Annotated in this window: 22 protein-coding genes and 1 tRNA gene; 12 read left to right on the top strand and 11 right to left on the bottom strand. The window is 62.7% G+C overall.

Annotated features, from left to right (window positions below; translation table 11 throughout):
- Positions 1 to 30 precede the first annotated feature (30 nt).
- The 5 genes from CEY05_RS06090 to dapC are packed head-to-tail and all read right to left on the bottom strand — an operon-like array spanning position 31 to position 6,083.
- Positions 31 to 1,983, bottom strand: coding sequence for an ABC-F family ATP-binding cassette domain-containing protein (locus CEY05_RS06090; protein WP_088596524.1), 1,953 nt, complete (start codon positions 1,981 to 1,983; stop codon positions 31 to 33).
- Positions 1,980 to 2,879, bottom strand: coding sequence for a 50S ribosomal protein L3 N(5)-glutamine methyltransferase (gene prmB, locus CEY05_RS06085; protein ID WP_088596523.1), 900 nt, complete (start codon positions 2,877 to 2,879; stop codon positions 1,980 to 1,982). The genes CEY05_RS06090 and prmB overlap by 4 nt, the downstream gene beginning before the upstream one ends.
- Positions 2,876 to 4,027, bottom strand: a complete 1,152-nt coding sequence (gene dapE, locus CEY05_RS06080; protein WP_088596522.1) for a succinyl-diaminopimelate desuccinylase — start codon at positions 4,025 to 4,027, stop codon at positions 2,876 to 2,878. The genes prmB and dapE overlap by 4 nt, the downstream gene beginning before the upstream one ends.
- Positions 4,027 to 4,848, bottom strand: coding sequence for a 2,3,4,5-tetrahydropyridine-2,6-dicarboxylate N-succinyltransferase (gene dapD, locus CEY05_RS06075; RefSeq protein WP_088596521.1), 822 nt, complete (start codon positions 4,846 to 4,848; stop codon positions 4,027 to 4,029). Before dapD ends, dapE begins: the two co-directional genes overlap by 1 nt.
- A gap of 35 nt (positions 4,849 to 4,883) precedes the next feature.
- On the bottom strand, positions 4,884 to 6,083 hold the full coding sequence (gene dapC / locus CEY05_RS06070; RefSeq protein WP_088596520.1) for a succinyldiaminopimelate transaminase: 1,200 nt from the start codon (positions 6,081 to 6,083) through the stop codon (positions 4,884 to 4,886).
- Between the two features lie 46 nt (positions 6,084 to 6,129).
- On the opposite strand from dapC, the gene CEY05_RS06065 reads away from it, so the two are divergent.
- Positions 6,130 to 6,216: transfer RNA gene (locus tag CEY05_RS06065), tRNA-Leu, on the top strand.
- Positions 6,217 to 6,256: 40 nt separating this feature from the next.
- Here CEY05_RS06065 and CEY05_RS30810 read toward each other — a convergent pair.
- Both CEY05_RS30810 and CEY05_RS06055 read right to left on the bottom strand, forming a co-directional pair.
- A complete protein-coding gene (locus CEY05_RS30810) occupies positions 6,257 to 6,838 on the bottom strand; it encodes a tripartite tricarboxylate transporter substrate-binding protein (protein ID WP_143220288.1) in 582 nt (193 codons plus the stop codon).
- A gap of 22 nt (positions 6,839 to 6,860) precedes the next feature.
- Entirely contained in the window at positions 6,861 to 8,543 is a 1,683-nt protein-coding gene (locus CEY05_RS06055) for a S8 family serine peptidase (protein WP_088596518.1), read from the bottom strand.
- Positions 8,544 to 9,111: 568 nt separating this feature from the next.
- On the opposite strand from CEY05_RS06055, the gene CEY05_RS06050 reads away from it, so the two are divergent.
- The gene (locus CEY05_RS06050) at positions 9,112 to 9,531 is read left to right on the top strand and encodes a GreA/GreB family elongation factor (RefSeq protein WP_088596621.1); all 420 of its coding nucleotides are present in this window, start codon (positions 9,112 to 9,114) and stop codon (positions 9,529 to 9,531) included.
- A gap of 38 nt (positions 9,532 to 9,569) precedes the next feature.
- Here the strand turns inward: CEY05_RS06050 and CEY05_RS06045 are convergent, their stop codons facing one another.
- The gene (locus tag CEY05_RS06045) at positions 9,570 to 10,472 is read right to left on the bottom strand and encodes a LysR substrate-binding domain-containing protein (RefSeq protein WP_088596517.1); all 903 of its coding nucleotides are present in this window, start codon (positions 10,470 to 10,472) and stop codon (positions 9,570 to 9,572) included.
- 169 nt (positions 10,473 to 10,641) lie between these two features.
- Between CEY05_RS06045 and CEY05_RS06040 the strand changes: the two genes are divergently transcribed.
- The 3 genes from CEY05_RS06040 (at position 10,642) to CEY05_RS06030 (ending at position 13,079) form a co-directional block, all read left to right on the top strand.
- The gene (locus CEY05_RS06040; RefSeq protein ID WP_088596516.1) at positions 10,642 to 11,637 is read left to right on the top strand and encodes a tripartite tricarboxylate transporter substrate binding protein; all 996 of its coding nucleotides are present in this window, start codon (positions 10,642 to 10,644) and stop codon (positions 11,635 to 11,637) included.
- A 97-nt stretch (positions 11,638 to 11,734) separates the two neighbouring features.
- Positions 11,735 to 12,610, top strand: coding sequence for an N-formylglutamate amidohydrolase (locus CEY05_RS06035; protein WP_088596515.1), 876 nt, complete (start codon positions 11,735 to 11,737; stop codon positions 12,608 to 12,610).
- Positions 12,611 to 12,872: 262 nt separating this feature from the next.
- Entirely contained in the window at positions 12,873 to 13,079 is a 207-nt protein-coding gene (locus CEY05_RS06030) for a cold-shock protein (protein WP_088596514.1), read from the top strand.
- A gap of 106 nt (positions 13,080 to 13,185) precedes the next feature.
- Here CEY05_RS06030 and CEY05_RS06025 read toward each other — a convergent pair whose 3' ends face one another.
- Positions 13,186 to 13,755 carry a TIGR00645 family protein gene (locus tag CEY05_RS06025; RefSeq protein WP_088596513.1) on the bottom strand — a complete coding sequence of 190 codons (570 nt, stop codon included), beginning with the start codon at positions 13,753 to 13,755 and terminating at the stop codon, positions 13,186 to 13,188.
- A 340-nt stretch (positions 13,756 to 14,095) separates the two neighbouring features.
- On the opposite strand from CEY05_RS06025, the gene CEY05_RS06020 reads away from it, so the two are divergent.
- The 5 genes from CEY05_RS06020 to lon all read left to right on the top strand — a co-directional run bounded on the left by CEY05_RS06020 (position 14,096) and on the right by lon (position 21,033).
- Positions 14,096 to 14,860 (top strand): M48 family metalloprotease, encoded by a 765-nt coding sequence (locus CEY05_RS06020; RefSeq protein WP_088596512.1) that lies wholly within the window; start codon positions 14,096 to 14,098, stop codon positions 14,858 to 14,860.
- A 164-nt stretch (positions 14,861 to 15,024) separates the two neighbouring features.
- The gene (gene tig, locus CEY05_RS06015) at positions 15,025 to 16,335 is read left to right on the top strand and encodes a trigger factor (protein WP_088596511.1); all 1,311 of its coding nucleotides are present in this window, start codon (positions 15,025 to 15,027) and stop codon (positions 16,333 to 16,335) included.
- Entirely contained in the window at positions 16,335 to 16,991 is a 657-nt protein-coding gene (gene clpP, locus CEY05_RS06010; RefSeq protein WP_088596510.1) for an ATP-dependent Clp endopeptidase proteolytic subunit ClpP, read from the top strand. The genes tig and clpP overlap by 1 nt, the downstream gene beginning before the upstream one ends.
- A gap of 97 nt (positions 16,992 to 17,088) precedes the next feature.
- The gene (clpX, locus tag CEY05_RS06005; protein WP_088596509.1) at positions 17,089 to 18,387 is read left to right on the top strand and encodes an ATP-dependent Clp protease ATP-binding subunit ClpX; all 1,299 of its coding nucleotides are present in this window, start codon (positions 17,089 to 17,091) and stop codon (positions 18,385 to 18,387) included.
- A gap of 180 nt (positions 18,388 to 18,567) precedes the next feature.
- Positions 18,568 to 21,033, top strand: a complete 2,466-nt coding sequence (lon, locus tag CEY05_RS06000) for an endopeptidase La (protein ID WP_088596508.1) — start codon at positions 18,568 to 18,570, stop codon at positions 21,031 to 21,033.
- An 89-nt stretch (positions 21,034 to 21,122) separates the two neighbouring features.
- On the opposite strand, the gene lexA is transcribed toward lon, so the two are convergent.
- A complete protein-coding gene (gene lexA / locus CEY05_RS05995) occupies positions 21,123 to 21,770 on the bottom strand; it encodes a transcriptional repressor LexA (protein WP_088596507.1) in 648 nt (215 codons plus the stop codon).
- A 197-nt stretch (positions 21,771 to 21,967) separates the two neighbouring features.
- Positions 21,968 to 23,173 carry an amino acid aminotransferase gene (locus CEY05_RS05990; RefSeq protein ID WP_088596506.1) on the bottom strand — a complete coding sequence of 402 codons (1,206 nt, stop codon included), beginning with the start codon at positions 23,171 to 23,173 and terminating at the stop codon, positions 21,968 to 21,970.
- A gap of 76 nt (positions 23,174 to 23,249) precedes the next feature.
- Between CEY05_RS05990 and uvrB the strand changes: the two genes are divergently transcribed.
- Positions 23,250 to 25,277 carry an excinuclease ABC subunit UvrB gene (gene uvrB / locus CEY05_RS05985; protein ID WP_088596505.1) on the top strand — a complete coding sequence of 676 codons (2,028 nt, stop codon included), beginning with the start codon at positions 23,250 to 23,252 and terminating at the stop codon, positions 25,275 to 25,277.
- 213 nt (positions 25,278 to 25,490) lie between these two features.
- The gene (locus CEY05_RS05980; protein WP_088596504.1) at positions 25,491 to 25,982 is read left to right on the top strand and encodes a low molecular weight protein-tyrosine-phosphatase; all 492 of its coding nucleotides are present in this window, start codon (positions 25,491 to 25,493) and stop codon (positions 25,980 to 25,982) included.
- Positions 25,983 to 26,233: the final 251 nt, after the last annotated feature.

Genomic DNA, 26,233 nt, shown 5'->3' with positions numbered 1-26,233 from the left:
GCTCACGGCGGTCAGCGGCCAGCCCGGCATCTACTCCACCGCGCGTTCCAGCGCCTCTATCTCTTCCTGCAGCACCAGCCATTCCTCTTCCTGGGTTTCCAGCTGTTTGCTCAGTTCGCCATGTTCGCTCATGACCTGCTGGCGTTCGGCGCGGCGCGCGTCGGTATAGAGATCCGCGTCCGCCACCAGGGCGTCGAGCGCAGCCAGGCGCACCCGTGCCTTTTCCATCGCGGTTTCCACCTTGGCCAGCTTGGCCTGCAGCGGTTTGCGGGCGACGGCCAGCCTTTGCCTTTGTTCGGCTTCCAGGCGGCGCTGCTGCTTGCGGTCGACCGGTGCCTCGGCGTCGTCGCCGCGTGCCGTATCGGCCTTGTCAGCCGCCCGCTGTCCGGCTCTTTCCTCGGCGTTGCGCGCGGCCAGCCATTCCCGGTAGTCCTCCAGGTCGCCGTCGAACTCGCGCACCGCGCCGTCGGCCACGATCCAGAAGCTATCGACCGTGGTGCGCAACAGATGGCGATCGTGCGACACCAGCAGCATGCTGCCGGCGAACTCGGCCAGCGCGGTGGCCAGCGCCTCGCGGGTTTCCACGTCCAGGTGGTTGCTGGGTTCATCCAGCAGCAGCAGGTTGGGCTTCTGCCAGACGATCAGCGACAGCGCCAGGCGCGCCTTCTCGCCCCCGGACATGGGCTCGACCTTGCTGTTGACGGTGTCGCCAGAAAAGCCGAAACCTCCCAGGTAATTACGCAATTCCTGCTCGCGTACCTCCGGCGCGATGCGCGCCAGATGCATCAGCGGCGTCGCTTCCAGGTCCAGCATATCCAGCTGGTGCTGATGGAAGTACCCGATCGCCAGGCCACGCGAGGCGCGCCGTTCGCCGCTCTGGACTTGCAGCTCTTCGGCCAGTGTCTTGATCAGCGTGCTCTTGCCGGCGCCGTTGGCGCCCAGCACGCCGATACGGCTGCCCGCGCGCACCATCAGCGTGACGTCGCGCAGGATGGACACCTGCTGGCCATCGTCGGCGGTGTAGCCGGCCGACAGCTTGTCCAGCACCAGCAAGGGGTCCGGCATGTAGTCGGGTGAGGGGATGCGGATATCGATGCCCGCTTCCGCGTGCAGCGGCGCCAGGGCCTCCATGCGCGACAGGGCCTTGACCCGGCTCTGCGCCTGCTTGGCCTTGGACGCCTTGGCCTTGAAGCGATCGATGAAGCCCTGCAGGCGCGCGGCTTCGCGCGTCTGCCGTTCATAAGCGATGCTGGTCTGGCGCAGGCGTTCCGCGCGCTGGGTCAGAAAGTCCTGGTACCCGCCGCGATAGCGCACCAGCTTGGCATGGTCGAAATGCAGGATGGAGCGCGCCACGGCATCGAGAAATTCGGTGTCGTGCGAAATCAGCAGCACGGTCCCTTCGTACGACGCCAGCCACTTCTCCAGCCACAGCATGGCGTCGAGGTCCAAATGGTTGGTCGGCTCGTCCAGCAGCAGCAGTTCGGACGGCGCCATCAGCGCGCGCGCCAGCGCCAGGCGCATGCGCCAGCCGCCGGAGAAGCTGTTCACCGGCTGGGTCCATTCCGCTGGCTTGAACCCCAGGCCCGCCAGCAATTGCTCGGCGCGCGAATTGGCGCTCCATGCGCCGGCTTCGATCAGGGCCGCCTCGGTTTCCGCGATCTCCGTACCCTGGCTGTCGGTCAGCGTCGCGCGCCGCTGCTGCAGCTCGCGCAGATGCACGTCGCCGTCGATGACGAAGTCGCGCGCGGGGCGGTCATCGGCCGCGATTTCCTGTTTGACGCTGGCGATGCGCCAGCCTTCGGGCAGCGTCAGCGTGCCGGCGTCCTGATCGAGCGCGCCGGTAAGCAGGGCGAAGAGGGTGGATTTGCCGGCGCCGTTCTTGCCGACGATGCCTACCCGTTCGCCTGGGTTGACCACGAATTCCGCGCTGTCGAGCAGCACCTTGGTGCCGCGCCGCAGCGTCAAGCCTTGAGCACGAATCACGACGCCAGTTGCTCTCGGGTAAGCAGCAGCAACTGGTCGGACGCCTCGGACGAGTCCAGCCAGACCGGCGTCAGGTCGGGGAAGGCAGCTTCGAAATGGCTGCGCTCATGGCCGATCTCCAGCACCAGGATGCCTTCGGGTTTCAGGTACTTGGGCGCGTCGTGCAGGATGCGGCGCACCAGGTCCATGCCGTCGTCGCCACCGGCCAGGGCCAGTTGCGGCTCGTGGCGGAACTCGGCGGGCAGCGCGGCCATGGAGCCCTCGTTGACGTAGGGCGGGTTGCAGATGATCACGTCGTACAGGCGCCCCGTGTTCAGCTTGTCGAACAGGTCGCTCAAGTGCAGGCCCACGCGGTCATGCAGGTTGTAGGCGCCGACGTTGTGCATCGCCACTTCCAGCGCGCTGGACGAGATGTCCACGCCGTCCACATGGGCGAAGGGGAAGGCCAGCGCCGACAGCACCGCCAGGCAACCCGAGCCCGTGCACATGTCCAGCACGTTCTCAACGGTTTCGGGGTCGTGCAGCCACGGCGACAGGCCGTCGTCCAGCAATTCGGCGATAGGCGAGCGCGGCACGATGACGCGATTGTCGACGTAGAAGCGGTGGCCGCGCAGCCAGGCTTCGTTGGTCAGGTAGGGCGCCGGCAGGCGTTCCTGCACGCGGCGCTCGATCACTTCCAGCACGCGCTGGCGTTCTTCGCCCAGCACGTGGGCGTCGAGAAACGGATCCAGCGTGTCGGGCGGCAGATGCAGCGTGTGCAGCACCAGGTAGACCGCTTCATCCCAGGCGTTGTCGCTGCCATGGCCGAAGGTCACTTCGCCGGCGTTCAGGCGCGATACCCCGTAACGGATCAGGTCGCGTACGGTGGTCAATTCCGGATGGTCGGGGGTGGTCATGCGGCGGATTCAGTGGAAAGCAAAAGGTTTTCAAGCGTGCGGCGATAGATGTTCTTCAACGGCGTCAGCGCCGCCAGTTCGATCCGCTCGTTCACCTTGTGGATGGTCGCGTTGTTCGGTCCGAACTCGATCACCTGGGGGCAGATCTTGGCGATGAAGCGGCCGTCCGACGTGCCGCCGGTGGTCGACAGTTCCGTGGTCAGGCCGGTTTCGTCGGCGATGGCGCGCGTCAGTGCCGCGCTCAGCGTGCCGCGCGGCGTCAGGAAAGGCTCGCCGCCCAGGTTCCATTCGATGTCGTATTCCAGCCCGTGGCGTTCCAGCACCTCGGTCAGCCGCGCTTTCAGGCTGTCCGGCGTGCTGGCCGTGGAGAAGCGGAAGTTGAACAACGCCACCGCCTCGCCCGGCACCACATTGGTGGCGCCGGTGCCGGCATTCAGATTGGATACCTGGAAGGTGGTGGGCGGAAAGTATTCATTGCCCTGGTCCCACTCGATGGCGACGATCTCGGCCAGCGCGGGAGCCAGTTGATGCACCGGGTTGCGCGCCAGGTGCGGATAGGCGACGTGGCCCTGGATACCCTTGACCGTCAGCCGGCCGGACAGCGAGCCACGGCGGCCGTTCTTGCAGACATCGCCCAGCTTGTCGACCGAGGTCGGTTCGCCGACGATGCAGTAGTCCGGCGTCTCGCCACGCTCGCGCAGGCGCTCGCACACGACGACGGTGCCGTCGGTGGCGGGGCCTTCCTCGTCCGAGGTCAGCAGCAGGGCGATGGAGCCGGCGTGGCCGGGGTTGGCCGCCACGAATTCCTCGGCCGCCACCACGAAGGCGGCGATCGAGCTCTTCATGTCGGCCGCGCCGCGGCCGTACAGATACCCGTCGCGCTCGACCGGCACGAAGGGATCGCTTTCCCATTTGTCACGCGGCCCCGGCGGTACCACATCGGTATGGCCGGCGAACACCAGCAGGGGGCCGGCGCTGCCGCGCCGGGCCCACAGGTTGGTGACGTCGTTGCTGACGATGCTCTCGCAGAAAAAGCCGGCGGCCTGCAGCCGCTGCGTGAGCAGCTGCTGGCAGTCGACGTCGTCTGGCGTCACCGACGGGCGGGCGATCAGGTCCTTGACCAGATCGAGTACCGGGGATGCGCTCATCAAGCCCTCAGCAGGTCGTTGATGCTGGTCTTGGCGCGCGTCTGCGCGTCAACGCGCTTGACGATGACGGCGCAGTACAGGCTGTGCGAACCGTCGGCCGAAGGCAGGGTGCCGGGCACCACGACCGAACCCGAGGGCACGCGGCCGTAGCTGATCTTGCCGGTCGTGCGATCGAAGATCTTGGTGCTTTGCGACAGGAACACGCCCATCGACAGCACCGAGTTCTCTTCGACGACCACGCCTTCCACGACTTCGGAGCGCGCGCCGATGAAGCAGTTGTCTTCGATGATGGTGGGGTTGGCCTGCAGGGGCTCCAGCACGCCGCCGATGCCGACACCGCCGGACAGGTGGACGTTCTTGCCGATCTGCGCGCACGAGCCGACGGTAGCCCAGGTGTCGACCATGGTACCTTCATCGACGTAGGCGCCGATGTTGACGTAGGAGGGCATCAGGACCACGTTGCGGGCGACGAAGCAGCCGCGGCGGGCCACGGCGGGCGGCACCACGCGGTAGCCGCCGTGCTGGAACGCGGCATTGCCGTATTCGGCGAACTTCAGCGGCACCTTGTCGTAGAACTGCATGGGCGCCTGGCCCATGATGGCGTTTTCCTGCAGGCGGAAGGACAGCAGCACGGCCTTCTTGATCCACTGGTGTACGACCCATTCGCCGGTGCTCTTGTCGGCCACGCGCAGGCGGCCCGTGTCCAGGCCGTCGATGGTGTGTTCGACGGCTTCGCGGACTGCGGCGCCGGCGTCGCTGGGAGTCAGGGAGGCCCTGGCTTCCCAGGCGGCTTCGATGGTGGTTTGGAGGTCGAGAGTCATAGTGTTCAGGGGGGTGGGAGTTGATGGGTCGGGTTTCAGGCGGTTTTCTTCACGAATTCGGCGATGCGGTTGGCGGCGTCCACGCACTGTGCCAGCGGGGCCACCAGCGCCAGGCGCACGCGGCCGGCGCCCGGGTTCACCCCGTGCGCCTCGCGGCCCAGGAAGCTGCCCGGCAACACGGTCACCGCGCATTGCGCGTAGAGGTCCCGCGCGAAGTCGGTATCCGAACCGGGCGTGGGCAGCCACAGGTAGAAGGACGCCGCCGGCCGGGTAAAGTTCAGCGCGCGCTGCAGGATGGGCACCACTGCATCGAATTTTTCGCGATACAACCGGCGATTGTCCCGCACATGGGTCTCATCGGTCCAGGCCGCGATGCTGGCGGCGGCTACCACGGGGCTCATGGCACTGCCGTGGTAGGTGCGATACAGCAGATAGGGGGCGATCAGCGAGGCGTCGCCGGCCACGAAGCCGGAGCGCATGCCGGGAACGTTGGAGCGCTTGGACAGGCTGGAGAACGTGATCAGGCGCGGGAAGTCCGGCCGGTCCAGCTGGACGGCTGCCTGCAGGGCGCCCAGCGGGGGCGTCGTTTCGTTCAGGTAGATCTCGGAGTAGCACTCGTCCGAGCCGATGATGAAACCGTAGCGATCGCTCAGCGCGAACAGTTCACGCCAGTCGTCCAGGGACATCACGTTGCCGGCGGGATTGCCGGGCGAGCACACCAGCACCATGCGGGTACGGCGCCAGATGTCCTCGGGCACCTGTGACCAGTCGGGGGCGAAATTGCGCGCCGCGTCGGCATTGACGTAATACGGCGTCGCGCCGGCGAGCAGGGCCGCGCCTTCGTAGATCTGGTAGAAGGGGTTGGGGCAGATGACGATGTCGTCGGCGTCCGGGTCGATCACCGTCTGGGTGAACGAGAACAGGGCTTCGCGCGAGCCAAGCACCGGCAGTACCTGGGTATCGGGGTCGAGCGCGGGGATACCGTAGCGCTTGCCGATCCACTGCGCGATCACTTCGCGCAAGCGCGGTTCGCCCTTGGTGGGCGGGTAGGCCGCCAGCCCGCCGGGCAGCGCCTGCGCCATGGCCTGGGCCACACGCTGCGGGGTGTCGTGCTTGGGTTCCCCGATGGACAGGTTGATGGGCCCTAGACCGCTGGGCGGCGTGCCTGCGCCGGCCAATAACTGGCGCAGTTTTTCGAAGGGATACGACTGAAGAGCTTTGAGACGCGGGTTCATGGGCGCAATTTTAACAAGCAAGCTACAATAGCAGGCTTACCTAAATGCGAGGGTGGCGAAATTGGTAGACGCACCAGGTTTAGGTCCTGACGCCTTTACGGGTGTAGGGGTTCGAGTCCCCTCCCTCGCACCAGTCTTTCCCTTTGAAATCAACAACTTGATTTTTCAGGTTGTCATTGATTCGGGGCGTTTTGGGCCGTTTTGGCTTTGAAATGCCAGCTTTTTGCCAGCATTGTTTCCAAAAGACCGACGGCCTTGCCGCCGGCGTCCAGATCCTCGGACGGCATCCAGCGGCCATACACGCGGATGATCATGGCCCAATCCTTGAGTCCCATCTGCTGGGCAACCCACATCGGGTGCTCGCCTGCTGAAAGCATCATGCTGGCGTAGGTGTGCCGCATCCGATGCGGGCGCCGATACTGTACGCAGGCCCGATTGAGCACCGTTGGCCAGATTTTCTGGATGGCTTGGCAACTCGACCACTGCTTACTGGCGTTCACGCCGGGGACGCCCGCTTCGGCCAGCATTGGTATATCCGGCCATAGCGAGGAGCGCGTGTCACCCGTGACCGCCAAGGCGCGTGCCCGCCCCGAGTCCAACAGCGGTTTTGTCGAACCGACGCTATCGAATGCATTTCGATCTGGCCAGAGATCAGCGCGGTCGTCAGGGCCGCCGTGCCCTTGTAGGGCACATGCGTGATGTCGATTCCGCTTGCGTGCGGCAGCACAACGCTGCTCACGCCAATGAATTTTCATTGCGCGGATCCGTGCTCCAGCGTCAATGCCCCCACACCCGCAACTCCCATGAAATAAGCGTGCTGCGCGGCGTTCGGTTCATGACGTCTATCGCATGCAAGGTCCACGTGCCGCGGGCGGATTCGTCCAGAAAGGCGTTGCTCGCCGTCAGGTCTATCGAAAAGAATTCCCCATCCCGATCCTTGAGGTACGTCAGCGCCGGCAGAATGATGCTTTTGGTGCCCGACGGTGAAGTCAGCTGGATCTGCAGGCCGTGAGAAATCGCGTGGTTTGTGCGCAGGCGCAGTTGTACGGTTTCTATCGTCACATCGTCGGGAAACACGATGGGTGCCCCCTGGGGCTGAGGGGTGGTGGCCAGTGCGACAGGCGTTCCGATCGCCTCTGTCACCAGCCAGCCGCTGTCGCGCAGCGGCCCCAGGGGCGTGTAGTGACTGGCCGCTTCCACCGCCGCCGTGGCGTCGACCAGACCGAAGCCGTACCAATTGCTGAAAGGGCGTCCCGCGGCATTGGTCACCCAGCCGTCGTCCAGTCGCAACCCCTGGTAATCGATTTTCCCCTGCTCGGGATCGATTTTGCGCGCCGTGGTGGCCAGGATGTATTTGACGTCACGCCCGGTCAAGGCCGGATTGACTTGCAACATAAGGGCGGCGACGCCGGTGACGGTTGGCGTCGCGGACGATGTGCCGTTGGCGATAGCGGTGTAGTTGCCTGTCGCGTCGATCTTGGAGTGACGGCCACGGTCCAGGCGATTACGCGGCTGCTTATCAAGTTGATTTCCCGACAAGCCGAGATCCGGTCCCGTTATGTCCGTCGTGAGGATGGCCGGATCGTATTGCCTCGCCGAGACGCCTGCGCCTGCCAGCGCTTTTTCGTCGCCATGTTCTCCGCCCAATCCCGATACCCAGAGCACCGACCCGCTCTTGGAATAGGAGGCCTTTTTTCCCGAGGCGTTAATCGCTCCGACGGTGATCAATTGCGGGTAGGCATGGGTTTCCTCGGCGACGGCCGTGAGGCAGCTGATGCCGGTGCCGCGCGTCATGTCTCGGCACTGCTCCGCGTTCGGGCCACCGTTTTGAGCAGATAAAAAATCATTGCCGGCGGCCTTGATGATCGCTGCGCTCGCGAGGGAGTTCCAGTTGCCACCAGGCTTCTTGGACCAGCTATAGCGATTGAACGAGGTCACGGAACAGGCCCCACTCAAGTTGTACAACCGCCGCGGCGGTGCTTTTGCCGCGGCGGGCGCGAGGTGATCGATGATGGTCGCATCCGGAGCGACGCCGCGCCCGCCCTTGCCATTGCGAGCGACAGCGGCAATGATGCCTGCCATGCTGGTCGCGTGAGGACTCGCTTGCGCCGGGGATATTGGGTCATGCGCGAACAGATTGGCCGCAAGATCCTCATGATCGACATCAACGCGTCCTGGTTCCAATAACTCGACGACTATGCCTTTGCCCGTTATGCCTCGCTCATGCAGGGTGCCGATGTTCAAATCGATACCCGCCGTCGGCAACGTATCGCCAAACACGCGCTGGCCCGTGTTCTTCAGATGCCATTGATATTGGTACAAGGGGTCATCGAGCACCGGCGCTAACGTGGTTTGTGCCAGCGCCAGCATGGATGGCTCTTTTGTTTCTGCAGCCGAGCCGCCATCGACGAGGCCGGTGGCCCCGATCGTTGCTATGCCTGCACATGAGATGGTGACCATGTATATGTGAGAGAGAGGACCTGGTGAATCGAACGAAGCACTGCATCGGCGTTACCCGAGCCGTCGCTGTGCTCCCTGGCCGGTGATCGTTGCTCTGCTGATCGTTGCTCTACTGTTACTCGGCGGGGCAACGATGCTCTAGTCCCACAAAACCGATTTGGGTTCCCTGCGAACGGTGCCGCAGCCTGCACGGCATCACTCTCGGACACTATCTTCGCTTGGACAGCATCCCCATACCCCACTAGAATCGAGCGCATGCCTTCCGTGTCCACCGCCTACGCAACAGCACGAACCGGGTCGCCAGCGCGACCGGTGCGTTTGCGCGCGGGCGCGGCGCGGGCAAGCGTGGCGCGGGCAGCATTGCCCGGCGTGGTTACGCCGTGGGCCGCCTTGCCCCGAGCGAACAAACCCGGACCGGCTTGCGCGGCTCTTGCCGCACATGCCTGAGCCCGGCGACCGCCACCCCCCTTTTTCACACGCGCAATTCTTCAGGTCGTCGGGCCCATTCCCGCGCAAGGATCTGTCGTGCCGCCGCGCTGCCGGCGCCACGGCAATGAAGGAGCCCTACATGCCAACCCCCACCACCGATCGTGTGTTGACCGATCTCGACCATGCCCGCCTGAACGGCATGCTCGAACGCTTGCCGGCCGATGGCCTGTCCCAGGACGTCGAGGAGGCCGCCTATGACCTCATCGATTCCGCCGTCACAGTGCCCGTGCATCTGATCGACTCGGATATCGCCACCATGCGTTCGCGCCTGAAGCTGCAGGACGACGAGGGGGACGATATGGTGATCACCCTGGTGTACCCGCCTGAAAGCGACGCGGCCACCGGGCATATTTCCGTTCTGTCACCCCTGGGCCTGGCGCTCATCGGCCACCGTGTCGGCCAGCCCATACGCTGGCAGGGCCCCGACCGTGTCGCCCACCGGGCCACGCTGGCGGAGATCCTGTACCAGCCGGAGGCCGCGCGGGACTTCGGCACTTGACCGACGGCAGCGGCGGCAAGCGCGGCAAACGCGTTATATCAGGCTGTCCGCGGTTCCGCCGCCAGCGACTCTTCCATCAGCCATTGCCGAAATGCCTGCAGGGTAGGGAGGCTGGATTTCGTTTCGGGATAGCAAAGGTAGTAGCCCTGGCGCGCGCGGATGGGCAGGTCGATGACGGCAGCCAGCTTGCCGTCGCGCAGTTCATCTTCGATCAGGCAGCGAGGGATCAGTGCAATGCCGAAGCCTGCCGCCGCCGCCTGTGACAGCAGGTTGTACTGATCGAAGCGCGCACCTTCGCGCGCGCGGCGGGTGTCGCACCCTGCCTGGGTAAACCAGTCGGTCCATCCCTCCAGGGCCGACGTGTGATGCATCAGCGGGTGTTTCAGCAGATCCTCGGGCGTCTTGCAGGGATGGGGAAACAGCTTGGGGCTGCCCACCGGTACCACGTCGCGCCCGACGATGTAATCCGCGCCGCTGCCGGGCCAGAAACCTTCCCCGAAGCGCACGGCGGCATCCAGTTCCGGTGCCGAGAAGTCGTAGCCCTTGATGTGCGGCAGGAATTCGACGTGGATATCGGGCCGCAGGCGTATGAAGCCGGGCAGGCGCGGGATCAGCCAGCGCGCGCCGAATGTGGGCATGCTGGTCAAGTGCAGCATGCCACCCTGGCCCTGGTGTGAAATCAGCTCCAGCGTGGCCGCCTCGATCTGCCCCAGGCCGACCTGTATCTTCGCCAGATAGGCCCGCCCGGCTTCGGTCAAGACCAGGCCATGACGGAGCCGCAGGAATAGTTCGACGCCGACGAAACGTTCCAGCTGCTTCACCTGTTTGCTCACCGCCCCTTGCGTAACCGACAGTTCCTGCGCGGCACGCGTGAAACTACCGTGGCGGGCAGCCATTTCGAACGCTTGCAGGTCGGTGAGGGAAGGGCAGAGCCGGCGCATGGCAACGAAGCCTGGGAGGACAGCCGCGGTAGGAATCCGCAGTCTGGTATGAAATTAAGTCATAGCATACGGAGAATTCTTCGTTTGCACAATTTGTTGCGGAAGCTAAGAATCGCCGGGTTCGCAAATTGCCGACATATCTACAGAACGCTATCCATCAAGGGATTCCATGCTCCTCAAGCAACGCCTCCTGGGCCTGACCGCCGTCGCCGCCGTCATTGCGCCCGTCCTCGCCGCCGTGCCCACGCTGGCCCACGCCGATGACGCCTACCCCAGCAAGCCCATTCGCCTGATCGTGCCGTTCCCGCCCGGAGGCACCACCGACATCGTCGGCCGTCTGTTCGCCGACAAACTGGGCCGTGAACTGAACCAGACCGTGATCGTGGAAAACCGCGGCGGCGCCGGCGGCTCCATCGGCAGCGCGGCCATCGCCAACGCCGCCCCGGACGGCTACACGCTGGGCATCGCCACCGCCAGCACCCACGGCATCAACCCCGCCGTGTACGCCAAGCTGCCGTTCGACGCCGAGAAGGATTTCACGCCCATCACCAATCTGGCCGCCGTGCCCAACATCATGGCCATCAACCCCAAGGTTGGCGCCAAGAACATGGCTGAATTCATCAAGCTGGCCAAGAGCGAGCCGGGCAAGCTGACGTATGCGTCGGCCGGTAACGGTTCGGTTTCGCACATGATGGGCGAACTGTTCAAGATGGCTTCGGGCACCAACCTGGTTCACGTGCCTTACCGCGGCGTGGGCCCTGCGCTGAACGACGTGCTGGCTGGCCAGGTCGATGTCATGTACGACAACCTGCCTTCCACGTTGCCCCACGTGCAGGCCAACCGCCTGATCGCCATGGCCGTGGCCGCGCCCCAGCGCGTCAAGGCCCTGCCGGATGTGCCGACGTTCGCCGAAGTCGGCCTGCCCGCCGTCAATGACGCGTCGTGGTTCGGCCTGATCGGTCCGGCCAAGCTGCCCAAGGCCGTGGTCGACAAGCTGAATGCCGCTGTCGCCAAGGTCGAAGCCGAAGACGACGTAAAGACCCGTCTGGAAGGTTTGGGTGCCGCAACGGCCAACAACACGCCGGAAGAGTTCGCCAAGCAGATCGCTGCTGAAATCGCCAAGAACAAGCGTGTGGCTGCCGAAGCCCACGTCAAGGTCGACTGACCCTAACAACGGGCCGCCTGGGCATGCCGCCCGCGGCCACGCGCCCGGGATGGCTTTGCCCGGTGGCCCGTTCTCCCGAATACGTACTGCCTCCATCATGCTGAAAACCCAGCCGCTCTCCTACCGCCTCTACGCGCCGACCGACTATCCGGCGGCCGCCACTTCTTCTCCCCTGGTGCTCGATTCGCCGCACAGCGGCACCACGTATCCCCCCGACTTCGCGCCCGCCATCGACTTCGGCGCGCTGCGCACCGCGGAGGACACCTGGATAGACGACCTGTGGAGCGGGGCACTGGCGATCGGCGTGCCCATGGTGGCGGCGTCTTTTCCGCGTGCCTATATCGATGCCAATCGCGCCGCCGATGAGATCGATGCGCTGCTGCTGGACGCGCCCTGGGACGGCCCGGTGAACGAAACCGGCAAGGTCAAGCTGGGCAAGGGCCTGATCTGGCGCATGCTGGACGACGGCACGCCGCTGTACCGACGCAAGCTCAGCGTGGCGGAAGTCCATCACCGCGTCGATGCCTGCTGGAAGCCCTATCACCAGGCCGTCGGCCAACTGCTCGACGCCGCCCATCAGCGCTTCGGCAAAGTCTGGCACATCAACTGCCACTCGATGCCCAGCGTGGCGGGCGCCTACGCGACCGACAAGCCCGGCCTGGTCCATCCCGATTTCGTCCTGGGCGACCGCGACGGCAGCACCAGCGCGCCCGAGTTCCGCCAGTTCGTAGCGGCATGGCTGCGCGAGAAGGGCTACAACGTGACCGAGAACGACCCTTACAAGGGCGTCGAACTGGTGCGTGCATTCGGCAATCCGGCGGCCGGCCGCCACAGCCTGCAGATCGAAGTCAATCGCAAGCTTTACATGGATGAAGTCACCCTGCGTCCGCACGAAGGCTATGCGCGTTTGCAAGCCGACCTGGCTGGCTTGAGCGCGGCACTGGTGGCATGGATGCGCGGCCAGGTTGCCTGAACCCTATCTCCGCGCTTGGCGTATGGCGTGTTGCGGTTCAGGACAGGCCGTTTTAAGCCCGTGAAACTGCCAATGACGCCCCGATACATGTTGGGGCGCATTGTGTTGACCACGCAAAAAATTCCCGTTTACACTTGGCGCGCGAGATATTCAAGCGACGCGGTCCTTAGTTCTATTTGTCGCCGTCACAGGTACTGTAGTTGCGGATTTCCACTTCCTTGATAATCTGGCATCCTCTCGTTCATAATTTTGGGGTGGCAATATGGCAACCGGTATCGTGAAGTGGTTTAACGCGGAAAAGGGTTATGGCTTCGTCGTTCCTGACGACGGCAGCAAGGATCTGTTCGTGCACTTCTCGGAGATTCGCACCGAAGGGTTCAAGACTCTGCAGGAAAACCAGCGCGTCAGCTTCGAAATCGACAAGAACGGCCCGAAAGGTCCTTCGGCCAAGAACATCCAGATTCTGTAATTTCCGCGCCCCGGCGACTAGGGAACGCAGGCCCCGCATGGCTTATACATGCGGGGCTTTGTCATTGGAGCCTTGGCGTTGCCTTTGCGGTCCCCTTTGTATTCCCTCAATGCCTGTTCTTGGCGTCCGCGTCTTCGGTGGTGTGCGGCACCACGATAAGCCGGTCCACCAGTGCAATACCAATGGCCGACAGGATGAACACACAATGGATGATCGTCTGCCACATCACACCCGTCGACGTGTAGCGGCTGGTGGCGCTGTCCAGGTTGCCGGCCTCGATGAACGTGCGCAGCAAGTGGATGGATGAAATGCCGATGATCGCCATGGCCAGCTTGACCTTGAGGACGCTGGCATTGACGTGGCTCAACCACTCCGGCTGGTCCGGATGGTTTTCCAGGCCCAGCCGAGACACGAAGGTCTCGTAGCCACCCACGATCACCATCACCAGCAGGTTGGAAATCATCACCACGTCGATCAGGCCCAGCACGATGAGCATGATGTCCTGTTCGCCGAAGGTATTGGCATGGCTCACCAGATGCCATAGCTCCTTGACGAACAGCAGCACGTAGACGCCCTGGGCGATGATCAGGCCCAGATACAGCGGCAGTTGCAGCCAGCGCGAACTGAAAATGATGGCTGCCAGCGGATGCAGTCGGGTCGGGGAGGGGGATGCCATATGCGTAATCAGCCTTTCGGGGTGTGTATCGGCGCCAGGCTGGCGAGGCGCCACCCGGTATGGCGTACAGTTGCCTGTAAGCCTTTGCGCGACGATTCTATCAAGCGGGTTGGCCTGTTTTTTGACCCACCAAGTTAAAAATATCTCGTGGCCGAAGAATTACAGTCACTGATTTATTAGTGCTCTGTAAAGTAACTAATTCAGCAACAGTAAGTTAATCAAATGTAAATGAATTTGAAATTGGGAGATATTGTGTAGCGGAGATGGATCAAATCCATGTCCCCATCAATAGAATCTGCGCTCTGCCCGATATAGGGCACGGGAGTGGGAGCCCAAACAAATGAACAAGACAATCAAATACGCCGCTATCGTTTCCGCCGCCTGCGCGGCCTTCGCCGTGCGCCCGGCCCTGGCATTCGACATCGGCGGCCTGGTCGGCGCCGGTGGCAAGATGGTCCAGGCCGCGACGCTGAGCGACAACGATATCAAGCAGCTGTCCGACAAGGCCTGCGCGCAAAGCGACAAGGAGGAAAAGCTGGCCGCGTCCGGCAGCAAGTACGACGTGCGCGTGCAGAAGCTGGGCAAGCAATTGGGCAACAACATCAACGGCCAGCCCGTCAATTACAAGGTCTACATCACGTCCGACGTGAATGCCTGGGCCATGGGCAACGGTTGCATCCGTGTCTACAGCGGCCTGATGGACATGATGAACGACGACGAGCTGCTGGGCGTGATCGGCCATGAAATGGGCCACGTCGCCCTGGGCCACAGCAAGAAGGCCATGCAGACGGCCTACACCGTGTCCGCCGCGCGCGACGCCGCCGCCTCTGCCGGCGGTTCGGCCGTTGCCGCCCTGAACAGCTCGCAGTTGGGCGATCTGACGGAAAAGTTCGTCAACGCCCAGTTTTCGCAGTCGCAAGAAAGCGCCGCCGACGACTACTCCTTCGACAAATTGAAGAAGGCAGGCCTGCCCACCCAGGGCCTGGTCACGGCCTTCCAGAAGCTGGCCAAGCTGGACGGCGGCAAGAGCAGCATGATGAGCTCCCACCCGTCGTCGACCAAGCGCGCGGAGCACATCCAGGAACGCATCGCCAGCAACAAGTAAACAGGCCATTTACCCAGCCTGGACGCCGCTGACCCAGCGGCGCTCCGGCGGGGCATCCTGCGTCCCGGCCCTCCCAGTACGGAGGGCTTTTCTTTTTCCGGTAAAATGGGCGGTTGATTCTCGATCCACCTTCGTCCATTCACTCGCAATATAGGTCTTTTCTAATGCAGCCTGTGGTTGAAACCCTCTCCGGCCTGGAGCGCCGCGTCGATCTGTCCGTTCCCCTGGCAGACGTCGAAAAAGAAGTTCAGGCGCAATTGAAGCGCGTTGCGCGTACCGCCAAGGTACCCGGCTTCCGTCCCGGCAAAGCGCCGCTGGCCATGCTCGAACGCAGCCACGGCCCTGGCATCCGCTATGACGTCATCAATTCCTTGGTTGGCCGTGCTTTCGAGCAGGCCGTCGATGGCGCGCAACTGCGCATCGCCGGTTCGCCCAAGCTCGAACCCAAGACTGAAGGCGTGGCTGACGACACGCTGGCCTTCAGCGCCACGTTCGAGGTTTATCCTGAAGTCGCGCTGCCCGACCTGGGCGCGCTGACCGTCACCCGCTACGAAAGCCCCGTGGGCGACACCGAAGTCGACCGCACGCTGGACGTCCTGCGCAAGCAGCGCGCCACCTACGAAGCCCGCGAAGGCCGCGCCGCCCAGGATGGCGACCGCGTGACCCTGGACTTCGCCGGCACCATCGACGGCGTGCCGTTCGAAGGCGGCAAGGCGGAAGACTTCCCCTTCGTGCTGGGCCAGGGCCGCATGCTGCCCGAATTCGAAGCCGCCGCGACCGGCCTGAAGGCTGGCGAAAGCAAGGTGTTTCCGCTGGCCTTCCCGGCTGACTACCAAGGCGTTGAAGTGGCCGGCAAGACCGCCGAGTTCACCATCACGGTCAAGGAAGTTGCCGAAGCCGTGCTGCCCACCGTCGACGGCGAGTTCGCCAAGTCGCTGGGCCAGGCCGAAGGCGATGTCGAAAAGCTCAAGGCTGACATCCGCGGCAACGTCGAGCGCGAAGCCAAGGTGCGCGTGCAGGGCCGGACCAAGACCAGCGTCATGGACGCCCTGGTCGAAGCCGCCAAGTTCGATGTGCCCAAGGCCCTGATCGACAGCGACGTGGAAACCCGCGTTGCCGCCGCTCGCGAGGAACTGAAGCAGCGTGGCATCCCCAACGCCGAGTCGGTGCCGATCCCGCCCGAAGCCTTCACCACCGAATCCGAGCGCCGCGTGCGCCTGGGTCTGCTGGTATCCGAACTGGTCAAGCAGAACAACCTGCAAGCCAAGCCGGAACAGGTGCGTACGCGCATCGAAGAATTCGCCCAGAACTACGAGGAACCGGCCCAGGTCGTCAGCTACTACCTGGCTGACCGTCAGCGCCGCGCCGAAATCGAGGCGATCGTCGTGGAAGACAATGTGGTGGCACATGTGCTCGAAAAGGCCAAGGTGACCGACGAGCAACTGCCTTTCGATCAGTTGATGGGGATGGCTTGATGGAAAGATTTACCGATTTCTATGCGGCAATGCACGGCGGCGCTTCGGTGACGCCCACTGGCCTGGGTTATATCCCCATGGTCATCGAGCAGTCGGGGCGCGGTGAGCGCGCCTACGACATCTATTCGCGCCTGCTGCGCGAACGTGTCATCTTCCTGGTCGGCCCCGTCAATGACAATTCGGCCAACCTCGTCGTCGCGCAGCTGCTGTTTCTGGAGTCGGAAAATCCTGATAAGGACATCTCGTTCTATATCAATTCGCCGGGCGGATCGGTGTACGCCGGCATGGCCATCTACGACACGATGAACTTCGTGAAACCGGATGTGTCCACGCTGTGCACCGGCTTGGCGGCCAGCATGGGCGCCTTCCTGCTGGCGGCGGGGAAGAAGGGCAAGCGTTACTCGCTGCCCAATTCCCGCATCATGATCCACCAGCCCTCGGGCGGTGCGCAGGGCCAGGCTACCGACATCCAGATCCAGGCGCGCGAGATCCTGGATTTGCGTAGCCGCCTGAACCGCATCCTGTCCGAGAACACCGGGCAGCCCATCGAACGCATCGAAGTAGACACGGAGCGTGACAACTTCATGTCCGCGGAAGATGCGGTATCGTATGGACTCGTGGACAAGGTCCTGAACTCGCGTTCGGAAGAGCGTTAAAGTTTCCCGCGGGTCCTGGACCAAGCCGTCATATTTTTCGAGCCAGCGTAGCGCGGGCAGCCGTTGATTCGGCTGTCCGCCGTCACCAGAGATATTTATGCCTGAAAAAAAGGGATCGGCAGACGCAAAGGTCCTGCACTGCTCATTCTGCAACAAGAGCCAGCACGAAGTCCGCAAGCTGATTGCGGGCCCGTCCGTGTTCATCTGCGATGAGTGCATAGACCTCTGCAACGACATCATTCGTGAAGAGGCACAGGCCACGGCGCGCGCAGCCATCCGTTCGGAACTGCCCACGCCGGCCGAAATCAAGACTTTCCTCGACCAGTACGTCATCGGCCAGACCGGCCCGAAACGCTTGCTGGCGGTCGCGGTGTACAACCATTACAAGCGCATCCGCCACGGTGAACTGAAGGGCGACGAGGTCGAGCTGTCCAAGAGCAACATTCTTCTGATCGGGCCTACGGGTTCGGGCAAGACGCTGCTGGCGCAGACGCTGGCGCGCATGCTGAATGTGCCCTTCGTCATGGCCGATGCAACCACGCTGACGGAAGCGGGTTATGTCGGCGAGGACGTCGAGAACATCATCCAGAAGCTGCTGCAGAACTGCAATTACGAAGTGGAAAAGGCGCAGCGCGCCATTATCTACATCGACGAAATCGACAAGATTTCGCGCAAGTCGGACAACCCGTCCATCACCCGCGACGTGTCGGGCGAGGGTGTACAGCAGGCGCTGCTGAAGCTGATCGAAGGCACGGTTGCCTCGGTGCCGCCGCAAGGTGGCCGCAAGCATCCGAACCAGGACTTCGTGCAGGTCGATACCACCAATATCCTGTTCATCGTCGGCGGTGCTTTCGATGGCCTGGAAAAGGTGATTCGCGACCGTACGGAAAAATCGGGTATCGGTTTCTCGGCGTCGGTACGGGCCAAGTCCGAACGTGGTGTCGGCGAACTGTTCAGCGAAGCCGAGCCGGAAGACCTGATCAAGTTCGGCCTGATCCCCGAACTGGTCGGCCGTCTGCCGGTGGTCGCTACCCTGGACGAGCTGGACGAGGCTGCCCTGGTGCAGATTCTGACCGAGCCCAAGAATGCGCTGCTCAAACAGTTCCAAAAACTGTTTGCGATGGAAGGGGCGGAACTGGATGTGCGTCCGATGGCTCTAAAGGCTATCGCGCGCAAGGCGCTCAAGCGCAAAACCGGTGCCCGCGGCCTGCGTTCCATCCTGGAGTCGGCTTTGTTGGACACCATGTATGAGTTGCCTTCCCAAGGCAACGTCAGCCGAGTCGTTTTGGATGACAACGTCATCGACGGCGATGGCCAGCCGCTGCTCATCTATGCCGATGACGCCAGTCAGCCTGCCAAGCCGGAACGAGGCGAAGTCCGCGACGCGGCTGCTTGAGTTCCTCTCGTGTGAGAAACCCGTAGTGTTCTACGGGTTTTTTCATTCATTTTGCCGGGGTGGGGCCGCGGGCTTGAAAATTAAGCTATCGTTCCCATATCGGTCGTAACTGATGTTTGACAGGATCGTTCCTACGGGCACGCCGATAGCATCTCCGACTGTCATACCGAGGAATACTCTATGTCTGGTACGCAGACCCTGCCTTCCGAACCTATCGACCTGCCACTGTTGCCGCTGCGCGATGTAGTCGTGTTTCCGCACATGGTCATTCCTCTGTTCGTGGGACGTCCCCGCTCGATTCGGGCGCTGGAAGTCGCCATGGAAGCTGGCAAGAGCATCATGCTGGTTGCGCAGAAATCCGCTGGCAAGGATGATCCTTCGCCCGAGGACGTCTACGAAATCGGGTGCGTCGCCGGTATTCTGCAAATGCTCAAGCTGCCCGACGGCACCGTCAAGGTGTTGGTCGAGGGTTCGCAGCGCGCCCGCATCACCCGCATCGAGGACGTCGACTCGCATTTCACCTGCGAAGTCGTGCCCATCGAGCAGGATGCTTCGCAGGGCTCGGAAACCGAAGCGCTGCGCCGCGCCATCGTGGCCCAGTTCGAGCAATACGTAAAACTGAACAAGAAGATTCCGCCCGAGATCCTGACCTCGCTGGCTGGAATCGACGATGCCGGCCGCCTGGCCGATACCATCGCCGCGCATCTGCCGCTCAAGCTCGAACAGAAGCAGAAGATGCTGGAAATCTTCGGCACCGCCGAGCGTCTGGAAGGTCTGCTGACCCAGCTGGAAACGGAAATCGACATCCTCCAGGTCGAAAAGCGTATCCGTGGCCGCGTCAAGAAGCAGATGGAGAAGAGCCAGCGCGATTACTACCTGAACGAACAGGTCAAGGCCATCCAGAAAGAACTGGGTGAAGGCGAGGAAGGCGCGGACATCGAGGAGCTCGAAAAGAAGATCGTCGCTGCCCGCATGCCCAAGGACGCGCGCAAGAAGGCCGATTCCGAGCTCAAGAAGCTCAAGCTGATGTCGCCCATGTCGGCTGAAGCCACCGTGGTGCGCAACTACATCGACACGCTGATCAATCTGCCGTGGCGCAAGAAGAGCAAGGTCAATAATTCGATTTCCAACGCCGAATCGGTGCTGGACGATGACCACTATGGCCTGGACAAGGTCAAGGAACGCATCCTCGAATATCTGGCCGTGCAGCAGCGCGTGGACAAGGTCAAGGCGCCCATCCTGTGCCTGGTCGGCCCTCCGGGCGTCGGCAAGACCTCGCTGGGCCAGTCGATCGCCAAGGCAACGAACCGCAAGTTCGTTCGCATGGCTTTGGGCGGCGTGCGCGACGAAGCGGAAATCCGCGGGCATCGCCGTACTTATATCGGTTCCATGCCGGGCAAGATCCTGCAGAACATGAACAAGGTTGCCGTGCGCAATCCGCTGTTCCTGCTGGATGAAATCGACAAACTCGGCATGGACTTCCGTGGCGACCCCTCGTCGGCCCTGCTGGAAGTGCTGGATCCGGAACAGAACCACACCTTCCAGGATCACTACGTCGAGGTCGACTTCGACCTGTCCGACGTGATGTTCGTGGCGACCAGCAACACGCTGAACATTCCGCCGGCCCTGTTGGACCGTATGGAAGTGATCCGCCTGTCGGGTTACACCGAAGACGAAAAGGTGCACATCGCCAGCGACCACTTGCTGCCCAAGCTGTTGAAGAACAACGGCCTGAAAGACGGCGAGCTGGCCGTCGATGAATCGGCTTTGCGCGATATCGTCCGCTACTACACCCGCGAAGCCGGTGTGCGGGCGCTGGAGCGTGAAATCGGCAAGATCTGCCGCAAGGTCGTCAAGGAATTGCTGACCAAGCGCGATGCGGCCGCGGAAAAGGGCGCCAAGGGCGCTGCTGCGCCGGTGGCACAGGGCGTGGTCGTCACGGCCGAAAACCTGAACGACTACCTGGGCGTGCGCCGCTACTCCTTCGGCATGGCGGAGAAGGAAAACCAGGTGGGTCAGGTGACTGGCCTGGCCTGGACGGAGGTGGGTGGCGATCTGCTGACCATCGAAGTCGCCGACATGCCTGGCAAGGGCGCCATCCAGCGCACCGGTTCGCTGGGCGATGTGATGAAGGAATCGGTCGAAGCGGCCCGTACGGTAGTGCGCTCGCGCGCCCGCCGCCTGGGCTTTACCGACAGCGTGTTCGAGAAGCGCGACATGCACGTGCACGTGCCGGAAGGCGCGACGCCCAAGGATGGTCCTTCGGCGGGTATCGCCATCACCACGGCAATGGTGTCCGCCTTGTCGGGTATCCCGGTGCGCGCGGACGTAGCCATGACGGGTGAAATCACCCTGCGTGGCGAAGTGCTGGCCATCGGCGGCTTGAAGGAAAAGCTGCTGGCGGCGCACCGTGGCGGCATCAAGACCGTGCTGATCCCTGAAGAAAACGTCAAGGATCTGGCGGAGATTCCGGACAACGTGAAGAACCACCTGGAAGTGGTGCCGGTGCGTTGGATCGACAAAGTGTTGGAACTGGCACTCGAGCGTGCGCCCGAGCCCCTGGCTGAAGAAGAATCCAAGGACAAGCCCTTGGTGTCGACGCAGCCCGCTGGTGAAACCGCCGCCGATCCGGTGACGAAGCACTAAGCAGGTATGCAGGGAAGGGGCCCCGGCCCCGTCCGTGCAAGAAAAAGGCAAACCGCAAGGTTCGCCTTTTTGTTTGCTGCCGCCCTGGCTTAATGCAAAGCTTGCGTGCGTATCAGCCCGACGGCGATGCCTTCCAGCGCGAACTCCTGGCCATTCTGAACGACGATGGGTTCGAAATCCGGGTTCTCCGGCAGTAGCTGGATGCGGCCGCCCTGGCGCTGCAGGCGCTTGACCGTGACGTCGTCGTCGATACGTGCCACGACGATCTGCCCGTCACGCGCTTCACCGGCTTTCTTGACGGCCAGCAGGTCGCCATCCAGGATGCCGGCGTCCCGCATGCTCATGCCACGTACCTTCAGCAGGTAATCGGGCCGTTGCGCGAACAGGCCTGGGTCCACCCCGACGTCGCGTTCGACATGCTCGGCCGCCAGGATGGGGCTGCCGGCGGCAACGCGGCCGATCAAGGGCAGCAACAGCTGCGCCAGCGACGGCAAGGGCAGCATGGCTTGTACGCCCACGGGCGCGTCCTTCAAGCGTATGCCGCGCGATGCGCCAGCGGTCAGTTCGATGGCGCCCTTGCGGGCCAGGGCCTTCAGGTGGTCTTCCGCGGCATTGGGCGAACGAAAGCCCAGGGCCTGGGCGATTTCAGCGCGGGTAGGAGGAAAGCCGGTGCTGGCGAGCGTCTCGCGAATCAGATCGAGAATCTGTTGCTGACGTTCGGTGAGTTTCGTAGCCATGCGTCCGTCTCCAGGAATCTTCGGGCTGTATGGATATACAGCTTGGAATTTTGGGGGACATAGCTTGGAATTGCAAGCTTTTTCCAAAGGCGTGCTGGATACGCCGGGTCGGGACGAAAAAAAGGACCTGCGCATCGCGCAAGTCCTTTCATCGAGCAGGGTCGAGGGAGCAGCCGGGCTGCATCCCTCGATGGCGCTTAGCCCTTCAACACCTCGGCGATGGCCTTGGCCACCTTGTCGATGTTGCCGCTGTTCAGCGCAGCCACGCAGATACGGCCGCTGCTCACCGCGTACACGCCGTGTTCTTCACGCAGGCGGTCCACCTGGGCCGAGGTCAGGCCCGAGTACGAGAACATGCCGCGCTGCTTGAGCACGAAGCTGAAGTCCTGGGTGGCGCCGGCGGCCTTGATCTTCTCGACCAGTTGCGCGCGCATCAGGCGGATACGGTCGCGCATGCCGGCCAGTTCCTCTTCCCACAGGGCGAACAGCTCGGGCGAGTTCAGCACCGAAGCCACCACCGTGCCGCCGTGCGTGGGCGGGTTGGAGTAGTTGGTACGGATGACGCGCTTGAGCTGGCTCAGCACGCGAGTGGCTTCGTCCTTGTTGCCGGCGACAGCCGTCAGGGCGCCGACGCGTTCGCCGTACAGCGAGAACGACTTCGAGAACGACGAGCTGATCAGCATGGTGAGGTCGAGATCGGCGAACAGGCGCACGACCGCGGCATCTTCCTGCAAGCCTTCACCGAAACCCTGGTAGGCGATGTCCAGGAAGGGCACCAGGCCACGTTCCTTCACGACGGCGGCAATCTGCTGCCACTGTTCGAAGGTGGGGTCGACGCCGGTCGGGTTGTGGCAGCAGGCGTGCAGCACGACCACGCTTTGCGCCGGCATGGCTTTCAGGCTGGCCAGCATGCCTTCGAAATTCAGGCCACGGGTGGCGGCGTCGTAATACGTATAGTTTTCAACGGTGAAACCGGCGCGCTCGAAAAGGGCGCGGTGGTTTTCCCAGCTGGGATCGCTGATATAGGCCTTGGCGCCCGGCAGCAGCTGGCGCAGGAAATCGGCACCGATCTTCAGCGCACCGGTACCGCCCAGGGCCTGGACCGTCAGCACGCGGCCGGCGGCGGCCAGGGGCGAGTCGCTGCCCAGGAGCAGGGCTTGCGCTCCCTTGTTGTAACCGGCAATCCCTTCGATAGGAAGGTAGCCGCGCGCGGCGGCGGCTTCGATACGGGCGGTTTCCGCCTTGCGCACTGCGGCCAGCAGGGGGATGCGGCCGGCGTCGTCGTAATACACGCCCACGCCCAGGTTGACCTTGCCGGGACGCGTGTCGGCGTTGTATTGCTCGTTCAGGCCCAGAATGGGGTCACGGGGTGCTAACTCTACGGAGTCGAAAAGAGTGGTCATCGGATCGAACAGAGGAAGGGTGGACGCAGCGGGCAGTGCGGCGGATAATCAGGGGTTTGCCCTTGGACAGTCTAGCATGTCCTCACCTGGATTCGTCGAGTACCCCAACAGCCCTTTTCAGCTGTTTCAGCCTTACCCACCAGCCGGTGACCAGCCCAACGCCATCGATGCGTTGACGGCAGGCATACAGGATGGCCTCATGTACCAGACTTTGCTGGGCGTGACGGGCTCCGGCAAGACCTACACCATGGCCAATATCATTGCCCGTCTCGGACGACCGGCCTTGGTGTTGGCACCGAACAAGACGCTGGCGGCTCAGCTGTATTCCGAGATGCGTGAGTTCTTCCCCCGCAATGCGGTGGAGTACTTCGTCTCGTATTACGACTACTACCAGCCCGAAGCCTATGTGCCGACGCGCGACCTGTTCATCGAAAAGGACTCGTCGATCAACGAGCACATCGAGCAGATGCGGTTGTCGGCCACCAAAAGTCTGCTGGAGCGCCGCGACACCGTCATCGTCGGTACGGTGTCGTGCATCTATGGTATCGGCAACCCTGGCGACTATCACGCCATGGTGCTCATTTTGCGCGCGGGTGACCGCCTGGCGCGGCGGGAAATCCTCGCCCGCCTGGTATCGATGCAATACACCCGCAACGATGCCGAGTTCACGCGCGGCGCTTTCCGCGTGCGTGGTGAAACCATCGACATTTTCCCGGCGGAAAGTGCCGAGCTGGCGTTGCGCGTCACCTTGTTCGATGACGAGGTGGAAACGCTGGAGCTGTTCGATCCGCTGACCGGCAAGGTGCGGCACAAGGTGCCACGCTTCACCGTGTATCCGGGGTCGCATTACGTGACGCCGCGCGACACCGTGCTGCGCGCTATCGAGACCATCAAGGAAGAGCTGCGCGAACGGTCCAAGTTCTTTGTGGACGACGGCAAGCTGGTCGAGGCCCAGCGCCTGGAACAGCGCACCCGTTTCGACCTGGAGATGCTGCAGGAATTGGGTTTCTGCAAAGGCATCGAGAATTATTCGCGCCATTTGTCCGGTGCCGCGGCGGGGGAGCCGCCGCCCACGCTGATCGACTACCTGCCGGCCGACGCCCTGATGTTCATCGACGAAAGCCACGTCACCATCGGCCAGCTCGGGGGCATGTATCGCGGCGACCGGTCGCGGAAGGAAACCCTGGTCAATTACGGCTTTCGCCTGCCGTCCGCGATGGATAACCGGCCCCTGCAATTGCAGGAATTCGAGACGCGCATGCGCCAGTGCGTATTCGTCTCCGCCACGCCGGCCGCCTACGAGAACGAGCATACCGACAACGTGGTGGAGCAGGTGGTGCGGCCCACTGGCCTGGTCGATCCTATTGTGGAGGTGCGCCCGGCGCGTACCCAGGTGGACGATCTGCTCGGCGAGATCAAGCTGCGCGTGGCCGTCAGCGAGCGGGTGCTGGTCACCACGCTGACCAAGCGCATGGCCGAGGATCTGACGGACTATCTGTCGGAGCACGGTGTACGCGTGCGCTACCTGCACTCGGACGTCGATACGGTGGAACGGGTGGAAATCATCCGCGACCTGCGCCTGGGCGTTTTCGATGTGCTGGTAGGTATCAACCTGCTGCGCGAAGGCCTGGACATTCCGGAAGTGTCCCTGGTTACCATCCTGGACGCCGACAAGGAAGGTTTCCTGCGGTCGGAGCGCAGCCTGATCCAGACCATCGGACGCGCGGCGCGCAACCTGAATGGTCGCGCCATCCTTTATGCGGACCGGGTCACCGACTCCATGCACCGCGCGATGAGCGAAACCGAGCGGCGCCGCCAGAAACAGGAAGCTTTCAACGCGGAGCATGGCATCACGGCACGTGGCGTCACGAAGGCGGTGCGCGAACTGATCGACGGTGTTGTAGCGCCGCAGCAGCATTCGACGCTCGAAGATGCATTGCCGGCGTCGGTCCTGAAGGACGAAAAGGCCGTGGCGAAGGAAATCAAGCGCCTGGAAAAACTGATGATGGACCACGCCCGCAACCTGGAGTTCGAGCAGGCAGCAGCGGCACGCGACACCTTGAATGCGCTGAAGGACAGGATCCTGCTGGATGGTGCGGTGTAGCGGCCTTCAGCACTTATTACAGCTGTTCGCTCTGTGTCAGCAAAATGTCAACTTCGATCAAGCCAGGGATGCAGATCATCAATCGGTCCCTTAGTTTTTATAAATAAGTAATTAATTTTATTGGGATTATTGGTCTGGAGGCAGTTTGGATCCGGTTGGCCGACCGGCAAAAAAAGCTTGCCTTCTTGCGGGTTTTCCCGCAGACTAGCACACATGATGACCAAGGTACTTTTCGTTTGCAAGGGCAACATCTGTCGCTCGCCGAGCGCAGAAGGTGTGTTCCGTCAGTTGATCAACGACGCCGGACTCGGTGAAGTCGTGCGCGTCGACTCTGCCGGAACGCATGCTTTCCATATTGGCGAGGCGCCCGATGCTCGCGCCCAGGCGGCTGCTCGCAAGCGCGGCTATGAAATCAACCATCGCGAAGCCCGCCAGGTTTTGCCGGATGATTTTCGTGAGTACGACCTGATCCTCGCCATGGATTGGGAAGACTTGTCCGACTTGCAGCGTCAGTGCCCCAAGGCGTATCAGCACAAGCTGAATCTGGTCATGCGCTTTGCGAATGAGTACGAAGAGGCCACCGTGCCCGATCCGTACTATGGCGGCCCGGAAGGCTTCGGCAAGGTCCTGGATTATCTGGAAGACGCCTGTCAGGGCTTGCTTGAACTGGTGCGCAAGCGCGCGACCCAGTATCAGGCGGCATAAGACACAGGGAAAACCGGCCTCGGGCGACAGCACGGCACGGGGCAGGGACTGAACGGCGGCGCTAGCCGCCGTTTTTACGTCCGGCCGCCGCGTCTTCCGCGGCGAGCTGACCGTGGCCAGCGCTACGGCAGAGCTACCCCTGGTGTCGCCAGGGTTTCTGTACCAATTTAGTCGGGAATTGGGTATACTTGACGTAATTGCTCAGGTATTGGTTCGGGTCATAGTTTTGCATCCAGCAGTTTTGCATTTAC

Source organism: Achromobacter sp. HZ34 (assembly GCF_002209485.1).
Classification (GTDB): Bacteria; Pseudomonadota; Gammaproteobacteria; order Burkholderiales; family Burkholderiaceae_B; genus Bordetella_C.
Note: the sequence above shows the minus strand (reverse complement) of the source record. Positions and strands in the feature narration are given on the sequence as shown.